Origin of the sequence: Paenibacillus sanguinis 2301083 = DSM 16941 (assembly GCF_000374825.1) — a bacterium.
Classification (GTDB): domain Bacteria; phylum Bacillota; class Bacilli; order Paenibacillales; family Paenibacillaceae; genus Fontibacillus; species Fontibacillus sanguinis.
Window position 1 is genome coordinate 20253 of record NZ_KB895396.1, and the last position, 15611, is coordinate 35863.

The 15611-nt window shown below is 49.7% G+C and carries 17 protein-coding genes and 1 riboswitch; of the genes, 10 read left to right on the top strand and 7 right to left on the bottom strand.

What is annotated here, in order from left to right; translation table 11 throughout:
- Positions 1–101: 101 nt before the first annotated feature.
- From argS to C557_RS0120595, 3 genes are all read right to left on the bottom strand, one after another.
- A complete protein-coding gene (gene argS / locus C557_RS0120585; RefSeq protein WP_018753748.1) occupies positions 102–1781 on the bottom strand; it encodes an arginine--tRNA ligase in 1680 nt (559 codons plus the stop codon).
- Between the two features lies 1 nt (position 1782).
- The gene (locus tag C557_RS0120590; protein WP_018753749.1) at positions 1783–2202 is read right to left on the bottom strand and encodes a YwiB family protein; all 420 of its coding nucleotides are present in this window, start codon (positions 2200–2202) and stop codon (positions 1783–1785) included.
- A 185-nt stretch (positions 2203–2387) separates the two neighbouring features.
- Positions 2388–3311, bottom strand: a complete 924-nt coding sequence (locus C557_RS0120595; protein ID WP_018753750.1) for a hypothetical protein — start codon at positions 3309–3311, stop codon at positions 2388–2390.
- 278 nt (positions 3312–3589) lie between these two features.
- On the opposite strand from C557_RS0120595, the gene C557_RS0120600 reads away from it, so the two are divergent.
- The 3 genes from C557_RS0120600 (at position 3590) to C557_RS23875 (ending at position 6441) form a co-directional block, all read left to right on the top strand.
- Positions 3590–5662, top strand: a complete 2073-nt coding sequence (locus tag C557_RS0120600) for a transglycosylase domain-containing protein (RefSeq protein ID WP_018753751.1) — start codon at positions 3590–3592, stop codon at positions 5660–5662.
- A 105-nt stretch (positions 5663–5767) separates the two neighbouring features.
- Positions 5768–6028 (top strand): hypothetical protein, encoded by a 261-nt coding sequence (locus tag C557_RS25525; protein ID WP_240472999.1) that lies wholly within the window; start codon positions 5768–5770, stop codon positions 6026–6028.
- On the top strand, positions 5935–6441 hold the full coding sequence (locus C557_RS23875) for a DNA-3-methyladenine glycosylase (protein WP_018753752.1): 507 nt from the start codon (positions 5935–5937) through the stop codon (positions 6439–6441). The genes C557_RS25525 and C557_RS23875 overlap by 94 nt, the downstream gene beginning before the upstream one ends.
- A gap of 53 nt (positions 6442–6494) precedes the next feature.
- Here the strand turns inward: C557_RS23875 and C557_RS0120615 are convergent, their stop codons facing one another.
- On the bottom strand, positions 6495–7007 hold the full coding sequence (locus C557_RS0120615) for a YwhD family protein (RefSeq protein ID WP_018753753.1): 513 nt from the start codon (positions 7005–7007) through the stop codon (positions 6495–6497).
- A gap of 214 nt (positions 7008–7221) precedes the next feature.
- On the opposite strand from C557_RS0120615, the gene C557_RS0120620 reads away from it, so the two are divergent.
- The 5 genes from C557_RS0120620 (at position 7222) to C557_RS0120645 (ending at position 12192) form a co-directional block, all read left to right on the top strand.
- On the top strand, positions 7222–9228 hold the full coding sequence (locus tag C557_RS0120620) for a M1 family metallopeptidase (protein ID WP_018753754.1): 2007 nt from the start codon (positions 7222–7224) through the stop codon (positions 9226–9228).
- A 52-nt stretch (positions 9229–9280) separates the two neighbouring features.
- Positions 9281–10111, top strand: coding sequence for a hypothetical protein (locus tag C557_RS0120625; RefSeq protein ID WP_018753755.1), 831 nt, complete (start codon positions 9281–9283; stop codon positions 10109–10111).
- A gap of 220 nt (positions 10112–10331) precedes the next feature.
- Positions 10332–10468: riboswitch (cyclic di-AMP (ydaO/yuaA leader) on the top strand.
- A gap of 4 nt (positions 10469–10472) precedes the next feature.
- On the top strand, positions 10473–10964 hold the full coding sequence (locus C557_RS0120635; RefSeq protein WP_018753757.1) for a C40 family peptidase: 492 nt from the start codon (positions 10473–10475) through the stop codon (positions 10962–10964).
- A 195-nt stretch (positions 10965–11159) separates the two neighbouring features.
- Positions 11160–11666: a GNAT family N-acetyltransferase gene (locus tag C557_RS0120640; protein ID WP_018753758.1), complete on the top strand. Its 507-nt coding sequence runs from the start codon at positions 11160–11162 to the stop codon at positions 11664–11666.
- 163 nt (positions 11667–11829) lie between these two features.
- A complete protein-coding gene (locus tag C557_RS0120645; protein ID WP_018753759.1) occupies positions 11830–12192 on the top strand; it encodes a c-type cytochrome in 363 nt (120 codons plus the stop codon).
- 60 nt (positions 12193–12252) lie between these two features.
- On the opposite strand, the gene C557_RS0120650 is transcribed toward C557_RS0120645, so the two are convergent.
- Together C557_RS0120650 and C557_RS0120655 are read right to left on the bottom strand one after the other, a co-directional pair.
- Positions 12253–12543 carry a 4a-hydroxytetrahydrobiopterin dehydratase gene (locus C557_RS0120650; protein WP_018753760.1) on the bottom strand — a complete coding sequence of 97 codons (291 nt, stop codon included), beginning with the start codon at positions 12541–12543 and terminating at the stop codon, positions 12253–12255.
- Positions 12544–12722: 179 nt separating this feature from the next.
- Positions 12723–13016, bottom strand: a complete 294-nt coding sequence (locus C557_RS0120655; protein WP_018753761.1) for a hypothetical protein — start codon at positions 13014–13016, stop codon at positions 12723–12725.
- A 189-nt stretch (positions 13017–13205) separates the two neighbouring features.
- On the opposite strand from C557_RS0120655, the gene motA reads away from it, so the two are divergent.
- Both motA and motB read left to right on the top strand, forming a co-directional pair.
- Positions 13206–14009: a flagellar motor stator protein MotA gene (gene motA, locus C557_RS0120660; protein ID WP_018753762.1), complete on the top strand. Its 804-nt coding sequence runs from the start codon at positions 13206–13208 to the stop codon at positions 14007–14009.
- Positions 13993–14793: a flagellar motor protein MotB gene (motB, locus tag C557_RS0120665; RefSeq protein WP_018753763.1), complete on the top strand. Its 801-nt coding sequence runs from the start codon at positions 13993–13995 to the stop codon at positions 14791–14793. The genes motA and motB overlap by 17 nt, the downstream gene beginning before the upstream one ends.
- A 98-nt stretch (positions 14794–14891) precedes the next feature.
- On the opposite strand, the gene C557_RS0120670 is transcribed toward motB, so the two are convergent.
- Positions 14892–15596 (bottom strand): pseudouridine synthase, encoded by a 705-nt coding sequence (locus C557_RS0120670; protein ID WP_018753764.1) that lies wholly within the window; start codon positions 15594–15596, stop codon positions 14892–14894.
- Positions 15597–15611: the final 15 nt, after the last annotated feature.

Consider the following 15611-nt stretch of genomic DNA (forward strand, 5'->3'; position numbering starts at 1 on the left):
TCGACGGGACAATAACAACCACAAACCAAAAATGGCGGGGTCTAAGGATTACCCCCGAGCTCCGCCATTTTTCTTCTGCTATCTTATATACAAGCTGTCGGTTACATCTTCTCTGGTGCAGATACGCCGATCAAAGCCAAGACGTTAGCTAGCGTCACACGCACGCCGCCCAGCAGTACCAGACGCGCCGCCGTCTGCTCAGCGTCCTCCGTAATTACGCGTTCAGCACGGTAATAACTGTGGAGCTGTGCTGCCAATTCGTACACATAACGTACCAAACGATGTGGTGCATAGTTTTCTGCAGCCAGGCTAATTTCTTCTGGCAGCTCGCCAATTTTACGCAATAGGTCGTATTCATGCTCTGCCGTCAGTTTTGCCAAATTCACGTCCTCAGCAGACGGAATAGCAATGCCTTGCTCCTCAGCCTGACGGAAAATGCTGCAAATCCGCGCATGTGCATATTGCACATAAAAGACCGGATTTTCATTCGATGTCGAGATGGCCAGGTCCATGTCGAAATCCAGATGCGAGTCCATACTGCGCATCGTAAAGAAGTAACGAATCGGGTCAACGCCGACCTCATCCATTAAATCTACCATCGTGACCGCTTTACCGGTACGTTTCGACATTTTTACCTTCTCGCCATCCTGGAACAAGCTGACCATTTGCGCAATCAATACCGTCAGCTTCTCCGGATCTTTGCCAATCGCGGTCATCGCTGCCTTCACACGTGGAATATAACCATGGTGGTCCGCACCCCAAATGTTGATTAAGCGATCAAAGCCACGATCATATTTATTACGGTGATACGCAATATCCGGAGTCAAGTACGTATAGGTTCCGTCATTTTTCACCAATACACGGTCTTTGTCATCCCCGTATTCAGTCGTCTTCAGCCACGTCGCCCCGTCCAGCTCATAGGTTTGCCCTTTATCGCGCAGCTCGGCAAGTGAAGCCTCCACTTGGCCATCCGCATATAGCGAGCTTTCGCTGAACCACACGTCAAACTCTACACGGAAGCGCCCAAGGTCACGTTTGATTTTATTAAGCTCCTTCTCCAGACCGAACTGGCGAAGAAATGCCGTGCGCTCCTCTTCATCCATATACACCAGCTTGTCACCCTGCTCGGCTACAAGCTCCTTGGCAAAACCCTTGATGTCCTCACCATGATAGCCATCTTCCGGCATAGGCACATCTTGACCAAGTTCCTGCAAATAACGGGCTTCAATTGATTTGCCCATATTGTTGATTTGATTCCCTGCATCATTAATATAGTATTCGCGGGTAACCTTGTATCCGGCGAAGTCGAGCACATTACATAACGCATCACCTACGGCTGCTCCACGGGCATGGCCCAAATGAAGGCTCCCGGTAGGATTCGCGCTGACAAACTCGACCTGTACCTTCTGCCCTTTCCCTTGGTTCGTGCGTCCATAGTTCTCTCCTTCACGGTATACCTGCAATAGAATCGGGTACAGATAGCTCTTGCCCAGCGTAAAATTGATAAATCCGGGTCCGGCAATCTCCGCCTTCTCGATTCCGGCCTTCTCATGATTTAAGTGGGTCAAAATATCCTCAGCGATCTGACGCGGGTTCTTCTTGGCGATCCGGGATAGCTGCATCGCTGCGTTCGTCGCGAAATCACCATGAGCCTTGTCCTTCGGCACCTCCAGCACGATAGCCGGAATCTCGTCCTGATGCGCCAGCCCTGCGGCAGCAATAGCCTCGATGACAGCCGCCTTCAGCGACTGGTTCATTTGTTCCAACGGATTGTGTGGCATATTAAACGTCCTCCTGTATATGTAAACTGATAATGAAGCGATCCGAACATTCCTCATACACGTACAAATCATATTCCCAATTGACAAAGCCAGTTACCCCGATCAATTGCGCATCCAATTTAAGGGTATCTGTAGATAATTGAAAGCGGGTCAAGGCAGAGTGGTAAAACCCCGGCAAACGCTGGCCACTTCGGAAGGTTTGCTCCGACTCTACGCCCCCATGCCGCATAATCTTTAATTCTTCTCCGGTAATCTTAAGCATCGTGCGCGTCTGAGTTCCCTCAGGGCCAGGTTCGGGCTCATCATAACGTATATATACCGATTCACCCCGCAAGAGGGCGTTTCCTCGCAGTCGTTGAACCGTCTCGTCCCCGCCTTGGCGGCTGGTTAACAATAAATTCACCGGTATCGTCTCAGACATACCCCATTCTCCATTCTCTCCATACTACATGACTTGGTGACAACAACCTACCGTAAACCGTGATCCTTACTGTACTACTATATCCAGTTCCTCACGTCAATTCAATACGATTGGTCCACAAAGACAAAGGTTGTCCCTTGCCGGCCTTAACAAAAAACCGCCAAATCGGCGGCTTCGTTCTATTATTACAGTGGTTGGCTCAGCACTACATATTGTACTTGCCCCTTCTGGAGGTATACATGAAATCGAAAATAGTCCCCCACCTTATAGCTCCATCGGCTCGCGAGCTTCGCTGCCTTGGAACCCAGCTTCCGTTCCACCTCGCGCGTGCTGATGCCCGGCTTGATGCCGTCCTTCGTTGCATACTCATCTTGGGTAAACACAATCATTTGGTTCAGCAACAACACTCCATCCCGATAAAGCCGGGCCTCCTTCACTTCTCCCGTGCTATCATCATAAAATGGCTTCGCCCACTCTATTTCCCCAGCTCCTGCCTGTCCCAGCCGCTGCTCCCAGCCCAGGTAGTTCAGCCCCGCAATCTCGGCCTGTTCAGGCGCAAGTGCCTGCGTATCAACGAGGTCCGCTTGCTCCTGCTCTACTCTGGCCTGCTCCAGCAATGCATCCAGTGAAGCCAGCTCCTCTCGCTCCCGCAGAAGTCCTTGCAGCAGCAACAACACCTGATCATCGGCATAATAATATTGCCCTTCATGCTCAAACGCATTGGTTGTCAGATCATAAGTGAGGTTAAATGACTTGCCAGGCAAGGTGAATTGCAACACTATCGGCTGACGGGAGGCTGCTGGAACCGGCTCAGCAAGAGCGCTCTCCGTATCCGTGAAACGCAACGAATTCAGCAAGACGGCCCGGCGTTCCTCAGGTATATCATAGCTATGCCCGTGGCCTCCCACTGTAATTGCACTAACCTCCGCTGCCGCAAAAGGGAGCCTGTCCAGCAAATAAGGAGACTCCGCCTGAACCGGCAGTTCCTCTGCCTTGATGTCTCCTGCAGAGTTCCCCGTATCGTCCAGCAACTTCCCTTCATGGTTACTGGAAGGAAGAGCTGGTGGCCCATAAAACATCCATCCTACTGCCATTGCAACCAAAATCATCGTTAAACCCGCTAGTAATCTTCGGGTTGGACTATTCGCTCTGATAAGAATCCCGCCTTATTCCTCATAAAATAATGATATTAACCGTGACATTAATCATACTATCATACTTTTGAGGCATTACTCATGGTTCTAACGTCATATTTTCCCAAACATTCCCTCCCATTTAAAGCTGCAATTTTCGATATGAATGACTTGAGCTAAAATTTCCCATACTAGAAGCATGGTAAACAATGCTAGCAATCATAGCCTGTTATTTACAGAAAGGAGCATCCTTCGTGCACAAACTAGTACGCAGCGATCGGCATCATCGGCGTCCTTCCCGGCTTCGCTGGCGGTTCCTGTTCAAGCTGATCTTCATCACTGGACTGTTAGGGTTATGTGCCGCTGGTCTATTGTTGCTCTATCTCTATCAGGCGGAACTGCCGCTGGCAGGCTCAGACCGGGATTCACAGCTTATAGATAGTCGCGGAGAGACCATCGCCGTCTTCTCCGACGGCGGGCGGAACAGGGAAAGCACCCGGCTTTCCGACATTTCGCCTTGGCTGATTCAAGCCACCATCGCTACGGAAGACCGACATTTTTACGAGCACGTTGGCTTTGACCTGAAAGGAATGGCCCGAGCCGTGGTGGTCAATATCAAAGAGATGGACATGGTACAGGGAGCAAGCACCCTAACTCAGCAGTTGGCGAGAAATTTGTACTTATCCCATGAACGCACCTGGTCACGAAAGCTGAAGGAAGCGATGTATACCGTTCAGTTAGAAATGAAACATAGCAAAGACGACATTTTAGAGATGTATTTGAATGAAATTTACTACGGTCACGGGGCTTATGGCATTGAGGCAGCAGCACAAATGTACTTTGGCAAATCCGCCAAAGAGCTTGATTTAGCCGAAAGCGCTATGCTGGCCGGGGTACCCAAGGGGCCTACCTACTATTCTCCATTCAATCATATGAAGAATGCCAAGGATCGTCAGCGTACGGTATTGTCTGCGCTGGCTGCTACCGGCAGCATCACACAACAGGAAGCGAAGGACGCCTACGAGGTTATGCTGAGCTTCCAGTCGCCCAAACAACCAAATCCAGTGAACAAAGCTCCTTACTTCCGCGATTACATACGTAATGTGATAGTTACCGAACTGGGCTTCGACGAAACACTGCTGGAGCACGGAGGCCTTCAGATTTACACCACGCTTGATCCAGAGGCCCAGCAAGCAGCGGAAGCAGCGGTAGCCGGAGAATTAAAGGGCAGTCCGGAGTTAGAAGCGGCTTTGATCTCCATCGATCCACGAAACGGACATGTAAAAGCCATGGTTGGTGGGGCCAATTATAAACAAAGCCAATACAATCACGTATTTGCCTCCACTCGTCAGCCAGGCTCCAGCTTCAAGCCCATTATGTATCTGGCAGCCCTATCCAGTGGGAAAATGACCAGCACCAGCAAGTTCAGTAGTCAACCGACCCTGTTCCATTATGATGACAATCGGAAGACATACAGCCCGAAAAATTTCGGCGACAAGTACTTGGGCGAAATTGACATGAGACAAGCGATTGCAGCTTCAGATAACATTTATGCGGTCAACACAATCTTGACAGTAGGCGCCGAGCAAGTCGTGGAGATGGGGCGCAAAATGGGGATTACCAGCCCGATGCAAGCTGTGCCTTCTTTGGCGCTTGGGACCTCCCCGGTCAGTCCGTTTGAAATGGCCACCGCCTTCGCAGTTATTGGCAATCTAGGGCGCAGCGTCAGCCCCGTGGCGGTACTAAAGATTACCGACAGCCAGGGACATATATTATATGAGGCGAAACCTCCCGTGACCGAGCAAATTGTAAAACCCGCTGCTGCTTATGTGCTTACCCATCTGATGGAGAGTGTCTTTGAAAGCGGAGGCACCGGCAGCCGCGTATCCGCCGAGATCAAACGACCGGTTGCGGGCAAGACCGGAACGACAGGAACCGATGCTTGGCTTGTAGGCTTCACGCCGGAGCTGTCCACCGCCGTTTGGGTAGGTTACGACAAAGGCAAGCATTTGGGTACAGCCGAATCGCGTAAAGCTGCTCCCATCTTTGCCAAATACACTAGTGAGGCCCTAAAAAAAGTACCTCCGAAAATTTTCCCCATCCCCGATGGGGTAGTCAGTGTATATATTGACCCGGACACCGGTCTGCTCGCAACACAGGATTGCCCGGATCGCAAGCTGGAGGTATTCATCCAAGGCAGCGAGCCTACCGAATTCTGCATGGAGCATGGCGAAGTCGCGCCCCAGCCTCTGCCTCCACCGACGGAGAGCGAACGGCCCGAAAGTCACTCTTGGTGGAGTGACTTGAAGCGTTGGTGGATGGACTAGCCGAGAGGACGGTATCTTGCAAGCTCGAATTGAACAATGAAATTGGACAAACGGCAGCGGGAGCATTTACGATAGGATATAAACACGAAAAGGAGATGACTGTGTATGGAGGCTGATCTTGGCGACTTCATCCCCGGCTCCCCTCTTCCTGCAAGCTTTTACCGGCTTCCTGCGTTAGAGGCTGCTCCCCTGCTGGTTGGCCAGGTCCTGGCTCGCCGCACCTCCAAAGCGACCTCCATTGTCGTATTGTCGAGACGGAAAGCTATGGCGGTGTGGAGGACAAGGGCAGCCATGCTTATGGCGGACGCCGTACGGCGAGAACCGAAATCATGTTCGGCGAAGGCGGCACGGCTTATATCTATTTAATATATGGCATGTACCACTGCCTGAATGTAGTGACCGGCCCCGCCGGGAACCCCCAAGCCGTGCTTATCCGGGCCGTGGAGCCATTAACCGCAGCCGACGAGGCCTTGATGCGGCGCTATCGCGGTACCATAGCCAAGCGCCCGGTCGACTTGTCCGGCGGCCCCGGCAAGCTGTGCCGAGCGCTGCAAATCGACAAGGCGCTGAACGGACTGCCACTGATACAACCCGAAGGCCCGCTCTGGCTGGAAGGCGGACCACCAGTAACAGGAGGCCTGGTGCAAGCCCCACGAATCAACATTGCCTATGCTCAGGAGTACGCGGCGAAGCCATGGCGGTTTTACCTCCCTGGCAACCCATACGTATCTGTAGCAGACCCGCAAGCCAGCCTGTGGACCGGGATATCCGAAACGTAACAAAAACAGCGATCATTTCAAGGAAATCCCCTGACATGATCGCTATTTCTATGTTACCCTTCCAAAGCCGCCCGCAGTTCTTCCGGTGTGCGTTCCCACCATTCCGCATTGGTGTCTATCAGCAGCTTCTTGATCGCGGCTTTCTGCTCTGCTGTCAAGCCGTCCAGAATAACTCTGCGCTTGAGAGCGTAATCCATCTTGTTCACATGCTCGGCTAATATTTTCCAACCCCGGCGTGCTTCAGTATCAATCCACATTTCGCAGGCTGTCATCCCGCCGTAAAATTGTCCTTCCGGGCCACGGTCTACAGCTACCCAGACAAGCCATACCTGACGGCCCGCAGGCACCGTCTCCCGCTCTGCCGAGAACTTGATGCCCTTCTCCACCTTGCTCTTGGCATGCATGGCTCCGATGTCAATGTAGACCTCATCACCGTCAATAATAACCGGAGACAAGCTGTTTAAGTCAATGGAACCGGCACCGAAGCCCTTATGCTTGCTTTTCTCTTCATTACTAATAATATTCAGGGCGAAGATTTTCTTGCCCGCCTTAGGTGACTGCTCCATAGTTCTCCTCCATTTTTCCACATTTCCGAATCACGGTCTGCCAAAGGACAGGTGCAACCTGCCATCATGCTTCTTGCCTATCATGCTCAAGCTTCCTGAATCGTTCCGTGATCAAAAAATGACTTTTTGAACTACCTCTCAATTTTAGCTAATAATCTCCCAAAAGCAAACATATACATGCTTTAGATGCTTGTCAACGGGAGGTATCCATTGTATGACCCGACGTACTATGATCTATTGCCTATCCATGATCACCTTGCTTTTGACCTTCGGGGCCGGCTTTTTGGCTTTCCCCGAATTCAGAGAGGGACTAGCTTCACTTGCGCCTAAATCGGGCAAGCCTCAGGCTGTCCTGACGGCACCGCAGCCTCCTGCTCCAAAACAGGCCGAGACGATTCAGCAGCCTACTGCCGAAGTGCTGAGCCATCGAGTTGTTGAGTACCATATCGATACTACGCTCAATGAACAAGAAGGGACGCTATCCGGATCACAAACACTGACCTGGACACATCCTGGCAAGAAGACTATTAATGAAATTTATCTACATCTATATCCCAATGCCTTTGCTTCGGAAAACTCGACCTTCATGAAGGAATCCGGCGGCAAGCTGCGCAATGATACCATGCCGAAGGATGGCTGGGGCTTCATGGAGATCACCGAGCTGCGAACCACAGACGGGATTTCCCTACTGCACCGGATTCAATATGTGCAACCCGATGACGGTAATGCTGAGGATCGCACCTTGGCCAAGGTGCGTTTGCCTGTTTCCGTGCAGGGTGGAGAAAGTCTGACGCTTCGCCTTAAATTTACTGTCAAGCTGCCTAAAATCTTTGCCCGCATGGGGGTTGCCGATGACTTTGTCATGGCTGGGCAGTGGTTCCCCAAGATGAGCGTGTATGAACCAGCCGGAACCCGGGGCCGCGATACAGAAGGGTGGAACCTTCATCAGTATCATGGAAACTCTGAATTTTATTCCGATTTCGGAATTTATAGCGTAAAAATCAATGTGCCTGAGCATTACACCGTAGCTGCCACCGGCTTTCAAACAAAGAAAGCCTCTCTCAAGGAGGGACGAAAGACCGTGCAGTTCTATGCTGACGATGTTCACGATTTTGCGTGGTCTGCCTCACCTGACTTCATCTACGCGGAAGAGCCCTTTTCTTCTACTGAGGTGCCAGGAGTGCGGATCAAGCTCTATCTGGACCCGGCACATGAGGACCTGAAGGAGCGCTATTTCTATGCCGCCAAGGTGGCTCTGGCCAACTTCAGTGAGTGGTACGGACGTTATCCTTATTCCACCTTAACTATTGTAGTTCCCCCGGCAATCGGCAATGGTGCAGGCGGCATGGAATACCCAACCCTGGTCACAGCCTTCGGCGCTCGCAGCGATTCGCCGGATGTTGATGAGCTTGAACGGACTGTCATTCATGAGATTGCTCACCAGTTCTTCTACGGAATGATCGCCAGCAATGAATTTGAAGAAGCCTGGCTGGATGAAGCCTTTGCTTCCTATGCCGAGGACAAATTAATGGAGAAGGAATTTGGCATTGTGCCCAACCTGCCCATCCAATCGACATTGATCTCTGCTCCAGAGCCTTTGACACAACCAGCCTGGGAATATGGCTCAGGCGATGGCTACGCTCACAACGTTTATTATCGGGGCAAATTGATTCTGCTGGATATCGAGCGCCAAGTCGGCAGCAAGACGATGAAGCGTATTCTGAATACCTACAGCTACAAGTACCGATTTAAGCACCCGACTACAGCCGATTTTCAGCGAATCGTCGAGCAAGTGACCGGTCGAAGCTGGAAGACCTACTTTAACCAATATGTATTTGATGATAAAATGGCGGATTTCTCCGTGGACAACATTCGCATTACACCGATTCAGCAGGAGAACAGCACTCAATCTCAGTATGAGTCAGCCGTAACCTTCTCTCGCAGAGGGGCCACGCATCCGAAGATTCCACTACTGTTCTCTTTCACCGACGGTCATACCGTGCGCAAAGAGTGGAACGGCGAGGACCATCGACTGGAGCTCAAGCTCCAGTACAAGGCCCCTCTGGATTGGGTGCAAATCGATCCGGAGTATACCGTGGTCGTGGAGAATAAGCGAATCAACAACTACCTGAAAGCAAGCATTCCGGAGCCGATCCTCTCCCGATCCAATATGAGCTTCACCAAGCTGCTGGAGGCAGTCCTGGGTATACTCATTTGGTAGGCTGGAGAATAAGCGCTAATGAATACCGTTGCTTCTATAAAGGAGGGATGAAATGAGTTATGTCCGTCAGGGCTTTGCTGCCCTTAAGAGCCAGTTACTCTCGGTGATTGTACTATTTCTCTATCAGTTACTATGGGGACTGTTTGTATACCGGCTCGCTGATACGGCGATTACTTCTTTATTGCAGAGGTACCCAAACCCGCCGCCAACCCCTCTCTCCAAGATACTGTTTCTGCTGGAGGGGCAAATTAATCTGTGGAGTCATCCTGAGGTGCAGCGATACCTCTGGCTGCTGGCAGGCATGGTTGTTTTGCGGCTTCTTCTTACCCCGCTGATTCAAGCCGGCATCCTCTATGGACTTACCCCGCCTGAGGAGCGTGCTCCTGGCTTCCCGCTATTCCGGGGAATAAAGGAGTTCGGCAAGCCGGTTTTGCTATTCTACATGTTAGAGCTGATCCTGGTTCTGCTTCCAGCCTTATGGATCATCCCCAAGCTATGGTCGCTATGGCCCGGCCTGCTGAGTGCCGTAGATCATTTGCCCATTTGGCTCACCGGGCTGGGCCTCCTGCTGGGTTGGTTCCTATACGGCTGGGTCATCCGGCAATGCTTGTTATTTATTCAATTCGGCTACTTATTCAAGTCCGGCGCATGGAACTCCCTGCTGGTGGGAATTCGCCATCTGCTTCAGGGCTTAAGTATAGCCCTCATTCTTGGTTTCCTCGCGCTCATGGTATTCCTGCTCATGGGCACCGTATCCTGGATCTGGACCGGCCTACTCGCATTAATTGCACAGCAAACCTATCCTCTCTTTCGTTGCACTTTTAGAGTTTGGCAGGTTACCTCTCAATTTCAACTTTGGAGAGCGAAAACACAAAAAAGTTAAAATTTCTTTACCTTCTCCAAACCCATGGGGCACAAGGACTTTGCCAGCTGGCAAAGTCCTTGTGCTCTATTTGCTCTCTTAATCTTGTGAATTAGGCATTGCCAAAATATACTACCCTCTGCTACAATAACAGCAGGCAATTTAAGTAACAGTTTTGTAATTACTTTTGTCATCTTTGGTAGCGTTACGTTACCATCTGCCATTAAAGCAAATTCAGGTGTGAAATCAAAAGCCGAATTCCCTTCACCGGGGAAGCGGGGGAACCACTTTGGGTGAATTGATCTCGCAGTAGAGGGATCATAGGGGACCTTCAACCGAATCCTTAAGCTAACCTCGCAGGCACTGGAAGGAGCATAACTTCTTGAAGAAGCGTTTAACCGTAGCAGCAGTAAGTTTTGCCTTGCTTTTCACCCTCGGAACAGGTAGCGCTTTCGCGGACACCAAACTGAACACCGCGATTGATGGAGCTCTTGGTACCGACTATGTTGCTGGCGGAACCTCAACATCCGGTTTCGACTGCTCAGGATTTACTATGTATGTGTTCTCTAAAATTGGCATTAAACTTCCTCATCAATCCGGATCACAATATAAGATGGGAACGGCCGTAAATAAAAGTGAACTCATTGCTGGCGATTTGGTATTCTTTAACACTTCCGGTAAAGGAGTCTCCCACGTAGGCATTTACGTAGGCGACGGCGAATTTGCTCATGCTTCTACTTCTAAAGGAGTCATCATTAGCAAATTAAGCCAGAAATATTATGCAGAACGCTATATTGGTGCCAAACGTATTTTGAGTACTGATAAGTATGAAGAAGTGACCGGTGATTCTACCGAGCACGATGATGTTGAATAGGTCATAACACTAGAACCCGTGGAGATGTTGATTACAACATCTTCGCGGGTTTTTTATTTGCTTCATACCCCGGTCAGAAAACAAACAATTCCCTTGGTAAAGCCTTTACAAGCCCTATAAATCCCGTTATTGTGAGGGTACAAGATTATTTACGGTTCTATTACCTCATTCATGCCAGGTTAAAGGAGAGGCAAAATGGATAAACCAATCACCCAATTTCAGATTGCACCGATGGAAGAAGCTCATGGCGCCGAAATTTGCACATGGCATTACGATTCTCCTTATGATATCTATAGCTGGCTGCCGTGGGAACAAATGAAAGCGCTCGATGTAGAGTTCGGCAATCCCGTAATACGGACTGATCAGTATATATCCGTTCTGGACCAAGACGGAACCCTGGTGGGATTTGCCCAATATTTTCCCTTACAAGGTGTTACCCGTCTGGGCATAGGCTTGAAACCTGAGTTATGCGGACTTGGCTTAGGCAAGTCATTTGTCGAAGCTATAGTCGCAGAAGCTCGCAGACGCAAGCCCGAGAATGAGATCGACCTGGAGGTGCTCACCTGGAACACTCGAGCGATTCGAGTTTATCAGAAGGTAGGGTTTACCATTACAGATCTGTACGAGAAGATGACTCCGGGCGGGGTATCCAAGCCATTTTATTGCATGGTATATAAAGATGGTTCCACTTCAGCTCAATAAGTCAAACCAATACATTCTTTATTGACTAGTAATGTACTATGAACTAAAGCACATTTTCGAATGAATTTAAAGTTAAATCGTTCCCAAATTTGTCACAAAGGCTATGAACGGGCAATTTGTTCCGTTATAATGATAGTTAGCTCACATAGGAGGGACGATTGAAATGCAAAAGTGGATCATGAGCGGTTTGTTCATTATAGCAGGCGCTTTTGCCCTTGTACTCATGTTTACCTTACCTAGCCGAGAACAAACTGAAGAAGAAGCCAAGCCCCCGCAATTGCCTGAAATTACGATGAATGCGGAGCAAGCCGAGGCTTTGGTCCGAGCCAACTGTATTAGCTGTCATGGCGACCAGCTCCAGGGTGGGGCAGGACCAGCTCTGGACAAAATCGGGGCCCAAATGACAACAGAAGAGCTATATTCCACTATTTCCAAGGGTAAAGGCGGCATGATGCCTGCGTTCAAAGACCGCTTGCAGGACGAAGAAATTGCGAACGTAGCCATGTGGCTTGCGGAGAAGAAATAGCCAATAGACAAACACCCCCACCATGCATTTTGCACCTTGGTGGGGGTGTTTACTTTGGAATCAGGACATCTTCTCGAAGGCCTCATTGTATTGCTGTGCCTCTTTAATATCAACGGCGGTAATACCCCCGTCTTCCCATGAGGTCAATCGAAGCGTAACTGTCTTGTAATCAATCGTAATAAAAGGATGGTGATTGAAAGCCTCGGAAATTGCCGCAACCTCATCCACAAAGGCAATCCCCTTCATAAAGCTGGAAAAAGTATATTTACGAAAGATCCATCGCCCTTCCTCAAGCTCCCAGCCTTCCAGCTTCTCCAAATGCGCTTTTATTTCTTGCGGTGTAAACGGCATATTTCTTCCTCCCCGTCCTCTTCAAGAACTCCTGTATGTAAGCCTGCGGTCTGCGCACCAGGATTCCCCGTTGGTCTGTCCCGGCTTCGCTCTCCATCTATTGTATTCCCAACCTCACAGCTTCATGCGTACCCACATTAGGCAACACTAAGACTTGTCCACCTCTGCGAATGATTCCTTCAGATTAGCGTGACTGAAGTCAACTCAGCTTCTCCCATCAGAAAGTTGATTCGATGACCTTCCGGATCATAAATAACTATAGCACTGCCAACCTCTATCACCGACTCAGTTCCCAAGGCGAAGAATAAATCTTCGGCCAATGCTTCTTGCACTTCCTCCCGGTCCGCTTCAGACAAACCCTCCCACTCGGAAGGCTCCATCTCGAAGAAAAGATAGCTATCACTAATCTGGCTAACCGCTTTCATCAAATCGGCCAAAATATATTCATAATCTCTGCCATGCTTTACGCCCACTGCTATATCCTCCTTTCCGATGTCTCGATTTGGACTGTATTCCTATTATACCGGAAAAAACCCCTTAAAAAAAAAGGGAATTCTGTCGATAAAGTAGATACATCGTTTCAAATGGAGTGACTGCCTATTCTGCAAGGATGCGGGAGAAGCAAGGAAAGGAATCAATTTATCTCAAGGACGAGGTGTACAATGGAAATTTCAACAATTATTGGTCTTATTCTCGGATTCGTCGCTCTTATTTTGGGGATGTTTCTAAAAGGCGCGCCTGTCGAATCCCTGGTTGAAAACCCCGCAGCTTTTGTCATTATATTTGTCGGGACAGCGGCAACCCTGTTCGTAGGCTTCCCCATGTCGGAGTTGAAGAAATTCCCGAAGCTGCTCAAGCTGACGGTTACCAAACCTAAAATGATTAGCAAAGGCGAACTGATAACCCTATTCATGGAATGGGCTACGATTACCCGCCGCGAGGGCCTGCTCGCTCTCGAAGCTAAGGTAGATGAAATTAATGATGACTTCCTCCGCGGCGGTATGCGGATGATCATTGACGGTAATGATCAGGAGTTCGTCCAGGACGTCTTGACCGAGGACATTGCCGCTACAGAAGAACGCCATAAAGCAGGTGCCTTGATATTTGCTCAGGCAGGGATGTATGCTCCAACCCTCGGGGTACTCGGGGCCGTAGTTGGCTTGATTGCCGCTCTGGCTGATATGAGTGATATCGATAAGCTGTCCCATGCCATTGCTGGCGCATTTATTGCCACCGTCTTCGGTATCTTTACCGGTTATGTCTTGTGGCACCCTATTTCCAACAAATTAAAACGTCTTTCCAAACAAGAAATGGAAGTAAAGCTGATGATGGTAGAAGGTCTGCTGTCGATTCAATCCGGCGTCTCCACCATCGCAATCCAGCAGAAGCTTTCCGTGTTCTTAACCCCTTCCGAACGCGCTAAAATCCTAGAAAAGGGGGCGGGTGAAGGTGAGCAAAAAGAATAAGCATCAGGAACATGAGGAGCACGCCGACGAGAGCTGGCTGCTGCCCTATTCTGACTTGATGACATTATTGCTGGCCCTCTTTATCGTACTGTTCGGCATGAGTAGCATCGATGCCCAGAAATTTCAGGAGATGAGTGAAGCATTCAACAGCGTGCTCACCGGTGGAGTAGGCATTCTGGATGAGAACGCCATGATCAGCAATTCGAACACCTCGAACAGTGAGGGAGATTTGCCAGAATCCTCTTCTGATTTGATTTCCAAACATAATGAGTTGAAACGTCAGGAACAGCAAAATCTGGAGGACCTGAAGCAACAACTGGACAATTATATTCAGCAAAATGGATTAACGAAAGACTTGGATACGAACCTCAATCAGTCTCAGCTTATGATTACTATCAGTGACACAGCCTTGTTCCCCTCCGGGGAAGCGGAAGTGAAACCCGAAGCCCGGTTGTTGGCCAAGGCGATCTCTGTCATGCTGCAACAATTTCCCGATTATGAAGTCATCGTCTCGGGACATACGGACAACGTGCCAATCAACACTTATCAATATCCCTCTAACTGGGATTTGAGTTCCGTTCGCGCCTTGAATTTTATGAAAATTCTGCTGCTTAATGAACATTTGGACCCGAAGAAATTCAGTGCGATCGGTTATGGGGAATATCATCCTGTAGCCGAGAACGACTCGGCGGTCGGACGAGCGCAGAACCGCCGTGTGGAAGTATCCATCATCCGGAAGTATTCGGATAATAGCCAGCAGTTAGGTGTAACTGCCGCACACTAATCAAACCATGAGACATAAGAGAAGGAGCCTGCCATTCACTGCATAGTGACCGATGGCAGGCTCCTTCCTTTGTATCTCCGCTATGCGGTTTTAACAATTTAGTTTAGCTTGTAGTTCAAAGCATCGCCGAGTTCTTGCTTCTCCTGTTCTGTTAGCTCACGCCAACTGCCGATCTTTTGTTGTCCCAGGCGAATATTCATAATCCGTATGCGCTGCAGCTTGCGGACTCCATATCCCAGGGCACTGCACATACGGCGGATTTGCCGGTTCTTCCCCTCGGTCAGCACAATGCGGAACACTCGCTCAGTCACTCGTGTCACCTGACAAGGCAAGGTCTTCTCGCCAAGGATTTTCACGCCTTCACTCATGGCCCGGGTAAAGATCGGAGTAATCAGCTTGTCCACCGTCACAATGTACTCCTTCTCATGCTTGCCTTCCGACCGCAGGATCTTGTTGACGATATCTCCGTCACTAGTCAGCAAGATCAGCCCTTCCGAGTCCTTGTCTAACCTCCCTATTGGGAATATGCGCTCTTGATGACCTACAAAGTCTACAATATTACCCTTGATATGCCGTTCTGTCGTACTTGTAATGCCAACCGGCTTGTTCAACGCAATATAGACATGCCGAGTACGTTGCGACTGAATCGGCCGGCCATTAACCCGTACATCGTCTCCCTGCTCCGCTTGGCTGCCCAACAAGGCCTGGACTCCATTAATCGTTACCTGACCGGACTCTACAAGCTTGTCGGCCTCCCTGCGAGAGCAAAATCCTGTCTCACTGATAAATTTATTAATTCGCATAGATAACCTCTCTTA

What these genes read in the sequence shown, in the direction of transcription:
- C557_RS25525 (WP_240472999.1), top strand. Translation starts at nt 5,768, where the DNA reads ATGGAGGCTGATCTTGGCGACTTCATCCCCGGCTCCCCTCTTCCTGCA.
- C557_RS0120650 (WP_018753760.1), bottom strand. Translation starts at nt 12,543, where the DNA reads ATGCCGTTTACACCGCAAGAAATAAAAGCGCATTTGGAGAAGCTGGAA.
- C557_RS0120615 (WP_018753753.1), bottom strand. Translation starts at nt 7,007, where the DNA reads ATGGAGCAGTCACCTAAGGCGGGCAAGAAAATCTTCGCCCTGAATATT.
- C557_RS0120595 (WP_018753750.1), bottom strand. Translation starts at nt 3,311, where the DNA reads ATGATTTTGGTTGCAATGGCAGTAGGATGGATGTTTTATGGGCCACCA.
- C557_RS0120670 (WP_018753764.1), bottom strand. Translation starts at nt 15,596, where the DNA reads ATGCGAATTAATAAATTTATCAGTGAGACAGGATTTTGCTCTCGCAGG.
- C557_RS0120645 (WP_018753759.1), top strand. Translation starts at nt 11,830, where the DNA reads ATGCAAAAGTGGATCATGAGCGGTTTGTTCATTATAGCAGGCGCTTTT.
- C557_RS0120625 (WP_018753755.1), top strand. Translation starts at nt 9,281, where the DNA reads ATGAGTTATGTCCGTCAGGGCTTTGCTGCCCTTAAGAGCCAGTTACTC.
- C557_RS0120640 (WP_018753758.1), top strand. Translation starts at nt 11,160, where the DNA reads ATGGATAAACCAATCACCCAATTTCAGATTGCACCGATGGAAGAAGCT.
- C557_RS0120590 (WP_018753749.1), bottom strand. Translation starts at nt 2,202, where the DNA reads ATGTCTGAGACGATACCGGTGAATTTATTGTTAACCAGCCGCCAAGGC.
- motA (WP_018753762.1), top strand. Translation starts at nt 13,206, where the DNA reads ATGGAAATTTCAACAATTATTGGTCTTATTCTCGGATTCGTCGCTCTT.
- C557_RS0120620 (WP_018753754.1), top strand. Translation starts at nt 7,222, where the DNA reads ATGACCCGACGTACTATGATCTATTGCCTATCCATGATCACCTTGCTT.
- argS (WP_018753748.1), bottom strand. Translation starts at nt 1,781, where the DNA reads ATGCCACACAATCCGTTGGAACAAATGAACCAGTCGCTGAAGGCGGCT.